The sequence below is a fragment of the Leptodesmis sp. genome, assembly GCF_052746595.1.
This window is the reverse complement of sequence record NZ_JBRAGO010000029.1, coordinates 36,226-43,234: the sequence shown is the minus strand read 5'-3', so window position 1 is coordinate 43,234 and position 7,009 is coordinate 36,226. Positions and strand designations below refer to the sequence as shown.

Annotated in this window: 5 protein-coding genes; 2 read left to right on the top strand and 3 right to left on the bottom strand. The window is 49.8% G+C overall.

The genetic code is table 11. The features are described 5' to 3' along the window. Positions 1-421: 421 nt before the first annotated feature. Positions 422-1,336, bottom strand: coding sequence for a hypothetical protein (locus ACUVQO_RS08685; RefSeq protein WP_445925494.1), 915 nt, complete (start codon positions 1,334-1,336; stop codon positions 422-424). A 93-nt stretch (positions 1,337-1,429) separates the two neighbouring features. On the opposite strand from ACUVQO_RS08685, the gene ACUVQO_RS08680 reads away from it, so the two are divergent. Beyond that, the gene (locus tag ACUVQO_RS08680) at positions 1,430-2,278 is read left to right on the top strand and encodes a sulfurtransferase (RefSeq protein ID WP_445925493.1); all 849 of its coding nucleotides are present in this window, start codon (positions 1,430-1,432) and stop codon (positions 2,276-2,278) included. A gap of 29 nt (positions 2,279-2,307) precedes the next feature. On the opposite strand, the gene ACUVQO_RS08675 is transcribed toward ACUVQO_RS08680, so the two are convergent. After that, on the bottom strand, positions 2,308-3,786 hold the full coding sequence (locus ACUVQO_RS08675; RefSeq protein WP_445925492.1) for a hypothetical protein: 1,479 nt from the start codon (positions 3,784-3,786) through the stop codon (positions 2,308-2,310). A 364-nt stretch (positions 3,787-4,150) separates the two neighbouring features. Here ACUVQO_RS08675 and ACUVQO_RS08670 point away from each other — a divergent pair, with 364 nt between their 5' ends. Then, on the top strand, positions 4,151-5,635 hold the full coding sequence (locus ACUVQO_RS08670; RefSeq protein WP_445925491.1) for a FecR domain-containing protein: 1,485 nt from the start codon (positions 4,151-4,153) through the stop codon (positions 5,633-5,635). A 101-nt stretch (positions 5,636-5,736) separates the two neighbouring features. On the opposite strand, the gene ACUVQO_RS08665 is transcribed toward ACUVQO_RS08670, so the two are convergent. After that, positions 5,737-6,948, bottom strand: a complete 1,212-nt coding sequence (locus tag ACUVQO_RS08665) for an HhoA/HhoB/HtrA family serine endopeptidase (protein WP_445925490.1) — start codon at positions 6,946-6,948, stop codon at positions 5,737-5,739. Between the last annotated feature and the right edge of the window lie 61 nt (positions 6,949-7,009).

Genomic DNA, 7,009 nt, shown 5'->3' with positions numbered 1-7,009 from the left:
CTGAATATTATTGAGTCTATGTAGTCAAACTGGGTGAGTTTAGTTACGGTTTTAACGCCAGATACTTTTCCTGAAGCAAATCTATTTCCTGTGTTAATGCAAAAATTTAGTTTGAAAAGCTTAAGATTAAACTTTGTCCAAGCCTAGAACTTTAGTTTCTCTTATAAGAAAACGATCGTTCTCTATTTGGACTGAGTTTATTTGATTATTTAATTGTCAATTGAAGGATCGTTCTCAGCTTGTATCATAAAGCACAAAGTTAAATAAATTTATAAATGTAACTTAACACAAATACAAACAAAATGAAGTGAAACTCTAGTCGCCAAATAAGTTTTGCCCAAGTTCAGAACCGTAGTTTCTCTTATAAAACCCTAGTTCTCTAGCTGGACTTGGTTTAATTGAAGAATCGTAAGTGAAGGGGTTAAGAGCAGCCAGGAGCGTGCTTGGGTCGCAGGGGAGGAGCAGGCTGTTGACTGGCTTCTACAGTGGCAGGGGACGGTGTAGCAGGGGCGATCGCGGTTGGCTTGACACTTGCAGATGGAGTGGGAGAGGGCGCGATCGTGGTCGGTTGGACACTAGCCGATGGGGTAGGCGCAGGGGAGATTGGAGGGGGTTCACTGCTGATTGATGGAGCAGGTGTAGGGGCGATCGGGGGAGTTCGTAATTCTGCAATTTCAGCCTGTTTCGGCAAGGGAATTTGAAACCCTTGAAATAAGGGGCCATTGGCAATGCGTTGTGTTTCTGAGGGCAACATCAAGCGAACTGGGCCAACCTCATCTCCTGTTAATCCAATCGTAATTTTTTGATCCTGTTGGAGGGGAATTGATTGGGCCATTGGGTTCCTTGGTACAGCAACTTCAACTTGGCCTGCCAGCACTTTTATCTCGGCTGAATAATTTATTCTTTCCAGAGTATAAATACCTTTTGTGCCATTGACGATGATGGCTCCCAGGCAGCCCGATAGACCAGCTATTACAACACTGCCATTACCCAGCTGGAGGCAATCTTTCTCCAGGGTTAAAGATGACCCACTGCCTAACCGGGCACCTTCAGCATCCGTCTTCTGCAGCGCAACTTTAGCTCCGGCTTGAGTGGTTAGTTGTTGTCCACGGGTGAGAGAAGTTCCTACTTGGATCGGCTGCTGGTTGACGAACACTGTATCCGAGAGATTAGGCTGTTGAACGATCTCAACAACTCGAAGTTGCCGCTTTTCCTGAGAAGTCGATGACCAATCCGTCGTAAGTATTGTCAATGTTAGGCCTACTCCTGCGATCGGGAAGCAGAGTGCCCAGAGTATAAAATGTTGAGACACCCAATGACGTACATTGACAGACATAAAACTTTAACTCTGGGTAGAATGTAGAATTGGCTATTACTACTTACTCCGAGTTGTCTGCTGGATCCAGAATGTTTAGACGGAGAATCTTAGGTGACGGGTTCACAAAATTGGCATGAAATCAAGTCGCTAGTCTCACCTGCCTGGTTGTATGAGCATTTGGAGCATCCCGGAATTGCGATCGCAGACTGTCGGTTTGTCTTAATGCAGCCGGAGTTAGGCCGACGGCAATACCAGGAGGTTCATATTCCCGGTGCCTACTACCTCGACTTAAACCGGGATTTGTCCAGCCCAGCTGGCAAGCATGGAGGACGACATCCCTTACCTGACCCAGCGCTTCTGGCAGAAAAACTGGCTGCCATGGGTGTGAATTCAGAATCCCCAGAAGGGCCAACTCTAGTCATTGCCTATGATGATTCTCGGATGGCCTTTGCATCCCGCCTTTGGTGGCTGCTCCGTTACTTGGGACATGAGCAGGTCGCCATCCTGGATGGTGGTTTTGCGGCCTGGAAAGCAGCAGGCTATCCCATTAGCACTACCCCATCCCTGGCTAAGTCGGGCCGCTTCATTCCCAAACTGCAGACTGATCGAGCCGTTGATATTGAGCAGGTGAAAACACGGAAGGATTTACCAACGGTGAGTTTAGTGGATTCACGGGAACCTGAGCGATATCGTGGAGAAAAGGAACCGATTGACCCGATCGCAGGCCATATTCCAGGAGCAGTGAACTATCCCTGGCAGGAAGTGACAACGGAACAGGGCTACGCTCGACCGATCGCTGAGCAGCACGATCGCTGGGCGGCTCTTGCTGATTCAGAGGAAATCATTGTTTACTGTGGCTCTGGCGTGACAGCCTGTGTGAATCTACTGTCCTTAGACTTAGCGGGTATCCCCAATGCTAAACTCTATCCCGGAAGTTGGAGCGATTGGTGTTCGTACTAGGAATGACCGCTCCTGTCTCAGGCCCCACATCAGAAGATAACCAGATTCACCGTCATACTGACTCCTAAAATAAAGCTGTCAAAGTTAATTCCGGCCTGAGAAGAATTCCCCCGACTAAAGCCTCCATAAATGCTGAGCTGCGTATTTCGGAAGGCTCCGAAGGTGAGCCGTCCCAACAACTGGCTATACAAATCAGTCCGGGGAATAGTCGTAAAATTTGCCAAAGAAGACTGATAGTCTAGCCCCAATTGCAGCGTGCGAGTTAAGTCGTAATTGAGGGATAGGAACAGCGCGTTAATCACCCGCGATCGATCCTCAGGAACTGCAAATCCCCAACGAAATTGATAAAACGAGACCAGAAACAGATTTTTAGTGAGTTGATCTCGGCGGCTCAGTTCTAAACGAATGCCATGATCATTGAGAAACCGGGTACCAACTGGCAATCCAGGGATGCGATTGCTGACAATAAACAATTGCTGGTTACCCCAACCAATTTCACCCGACATGGTAGGAGATAGGCGCTGAAAAATGCCAACTCTCAATCTCAATTCGTTGTAGTCATACTGGTTCAACTTGAAGTAGCGGCTGAAGCCCAGATCAACTGAAGCGGCCAGATAAGTATTCGGCCCTAAAGGAGGTAAAGCCAGTAGAGTCAGAGCGAAGGGACGAATCAATCCATCTTCTACCGGATCAATGCCTGAAAGAATATTGTTACTTCTAAAAAAGTCCAGTCGAGGAATCAGGTACAGAATCGGTGCCTTACCTGGTGGGGGAGCCTGGAAGTCTAAGCACCCAAGCTCCGGGTCGGGATTCTGGCAAGGGGGAGGGGCAAGGGTTGGAGGATGGTTTGGGTCAGAGGGTATGACGGGAGCGGGGGCAGGTTCAGCAGCACTTTGTGTCAGCAGAAAATTGGGCTGTGAGGCAGGAAACTGGTCTGCCTGAAGCGCCGATCGCACTCCATCCGGAATCGGGGTGTTAGACAATATGGGTTCATCCTCTTTAGCATCATCACGGATCTCTGGGATGGACTGAGAACCAGTTACCGGCTTCAGATCAGAGGCTTTACGGGAACTGGCGGTTACCGTGAATTTGGATTTGGAGAATGGCGGCTGAGAAGACGCGACACTGGAAGAGGGAATAGATGGTGAAGCGACGGGCAATGAAGCAATCGTAGCCTTCAGACTTAGGTTTCGATTCTGTCCACCTTGTTGAACCTCTTCTAAGAGTGGGTTGTTCCAGATCTCCGTGTCGCTTGAGGTTTTCCCTGTCCCCTGCTTTCCAGGAGTTGATAAAGGAGCACAGGAAGGATGTGAAGCTAAGGGCTGATCGACACCACTTTGAGAAACGGGAGATGGAGAAATATCAGAGCAATTCGTGCGATAGGAGTCGGTAAAAGTTCCACCAGACAGGGCTGGAGGTTTGGCCCAAGCTAGTTTGGCTATCCATAAGCCGCTACTGAATAAAACGACCCATAGCCAAAACTTTAACAGCAACCTCGAATCAGACAAATCACTCAACCGACTCAATAATAAAAATGGCAATCAGGAACCGTAAATCTACTGAAGTACAAACTCCTGCCCATAGTACTACCCTTCATCCTTGATGAAACCTTCAACTTGGCTGCAAGGGCTTATGCTATTTAACGATCATAGACAGAATATTTGGCATCGCCCTAAATCGGGATTATTTCCCCCTTTAATTTAGCCAAGCAACTTGTTTTAACCAAGGCAGTGTGCCCAAAGTATGAAGATTCCATCAAGCTTATCCAGGGGAATGTACTTAGAAAAAACACCTGGCTATGATGAATTTGCAGCAGGAAGTGCTCTGTAAGTTTGAAGTTTTGATAAGGTTTTGTAAAAAACTAGGGGTTTTATGATTACTCGATCCCTCCTCACTTTCACCTTAGCCCTTTGTAGTGCAGCCACCCTGCTACCTTCCATCGTCAGCGCTCAGACTCCTTTGAACCGAGCTATTATCCAGAATCTGCGTCACCAGGTTGATCTGACCGCCAAGCAGCAAACCCGTCCTGCTCAAAAGGCAGATGTGATGACACCGGGAGATGCGTTGAGAACCTACCGGGCAGCAATGGCAGAATTACGCTTCAACGATAACTCTCTGGCTCGCCTGGGTGAACAAGCTCTGTTTCAATTCATGCCTAATTCCCGCAACTTCGACCTGCGGCAGGGGACAATGTTGCTATTTATTACTCCCGGTCAAGGACGGACGCGAGTACGAACTCCCAATGCGGCGGCAGGGATTCGTGGTTCTGCCCTGTTTGTGCGCTACATTCCCGACAGTAAGGTGACTCTGATTGGTGCCCTCACCAATAGTGGGATTGAGATTTCCAATGGTGATGCGTGCAACAGTTCACAAACCGTTGCCTTGAAGGCTGGACAATTGGGATACGTGTTTAACTGTCAAATTGGCGTTTATAACTTTGATTTAAGAAAATTCCAGGAGACCAGCCCTCTATTTAAAGAGGCAAACCTGGATCAAAATCCAGAAGTGAGTGCGGAAATCAGTCAGGCGCTCAGTGAACAGGGAACCTTCGTTGGCAACTCTGAAAGCAACCCCGATTGGACGAAAATTGCAGAAAACCGTCAAACTTCTCCTGTGGCAGCCAGACCCACAACTGCTAAAGACCTGGCATCTATCCCTTTCCAACCACAAGTAGATGCGGCTCAGGCCTCCAGCATGAATAGCACGGCTGGCTCGGTGGCTAGTAGCCCGTCAACTGCAGCCTCAGTTTCTCCTCCCCCAATTGTAACTATCGTTCGTCCACCAGATATCCCAGTATCTAATCCTGCAACATCTAATACTTCAGTATCTAATCTTGGCGTTCGGCCTGATCCCTCCGTCATGCCTCAACCGGTCAGTACTCCCAATACTCCGTCAGCCATTGTCCCTGAACGGCCAACCCCGCCTGTTAAAGTTCCAGTCACTCCAACAAACCCAGTGACCCCAACTACTCCGACTACTCCAACGATTCCAGCAATTCCAGCCACTCCGGCGACTCCACCAGTCACTGGAGGAGTAGGGGCCACTCCGGCGACTCCAGTGACTCCGGCGACTCCAGCGACTCCACCAGTAACTACTGCACCTGTGGTAGTACCTCCCACTACACCTACTGTAGTAACCGGTCCGCCTGTAACTCCTACGGTGACTACTCCGGCTGCAACTCCTGTGGCTACAACTCCGGCTGTGACACCCGTGGTTGATACACCGATCATCCAGCCCGCGCCTGTCCCAACGACTCTAACGACTTCAACGACAACCCCAGCAGAAACTGGAGCAGGCAGGCAAACTCCAGCAAATACCACCCGGCCTGTACCGATCGTTCAACCTGTAGCTCAGTAATTCTCTTACTCTTGCACAAAAGGGTAGGGACTTGATAAAGATCAAGCCCCTTTTTCATTCAGTGCTCCAGGAATTCTTTAATCGCATCTCTCTGCTTAGCTTTAAGCTGCATTTTCCAATTCAGCCGGTTTAATCGATAGCTGCCGGGACTGATTGCCTCGTTGTACCTGAACTTTCAGAGCCTGACCAATCTGGCTGTTCTCCACAAACCGTTGCAGTTGTTCCGCACTTGTAACGGCCTGTCCATCAATTTCAGTGATTACATCGCCTCGCCGCAGTCCAGCCTTTTCAGCAGGAGTGCTGGGCAAAACTCGTACCACGACAACACCATTCACTTCCGGCACCATAAAGGGCGAATTGGGATCGGTGTTGTTTTGGCGGGCCAGTTCTGGTGTCAGCGTTGTCATTTGTACACCCAAGTAGGGATGGGCAATCCGTTCGCCGCGGGCCAATCGGGTTTCGATCGCCTTCGCTTTATTAATCGGAATTGCAAACCCAATGCCCATCGCATCGGCACGAATGGCGGTGTTAATCCCAATCACTTCACCGCGCTCGTTTAGCAACGGGCCACCGGAATTTCCTGGATTAATAGCGGCATCAGTCTGAATAAAGTCGAGGCGCTTATCGGGAATCCCAACCTGAGCACTCGATCGCTTGAGGGTGCTGACAATGCCCAGAGTCACCGTATTGTCCAGACCGAGGGGATTTCCAACCGCGATCGCCCAGTCTCCTACCTGCACCTTGTCGGAATCTCCCAGAGGTGCAACTGGCAAGTCTTTGCCATCGATTTTGACGACTGCCAGATCGGTGACGGAATCGACTCCCTGCACTTTTCCGTCAAACACCCGACCATCTTTGAGCGTGACGGTCACGCGATCAGCTTTGTCCACCACATGAGCATTGGTCAGGATGACTCCTCCCCGGTCTACGATAAAGCCGGAACCCTGGCCCCGCAAGCGCTGCTCCCGTGGTATTTGGGAAAACACATCATCACCAAAGAACTGCCGAAAAAATGGGTCTTCCAGGATTGGATCCGGACTGGTACGGCGAGTCACCGTCCGTTCTGTATCAATCCGGACTACAGCAGGGCCAACAGCATTGACTGCCGCAGCCACAAAACTGCCACCTTTGCTGGGAGCCTCCAGTGTGGACAGCGCCGCACTGACAATAGCAGGCGGAGGAGCATTAGCCACCGTGCCAGCCCAGACAGGCAGACTGGGTAATCCCTTAAACGCCAAAAAGAGGGTCAACAGGCAGGCGATCGTCGGGTACGCAAGTTGGCGCAGCGCCTGGGAGAGAGTCACAAAATGCATAGCAAATACCTACAGTCTGGATCGCAAAACTTTTTTCTTATTGTGACAGCCTGTTTCTGTT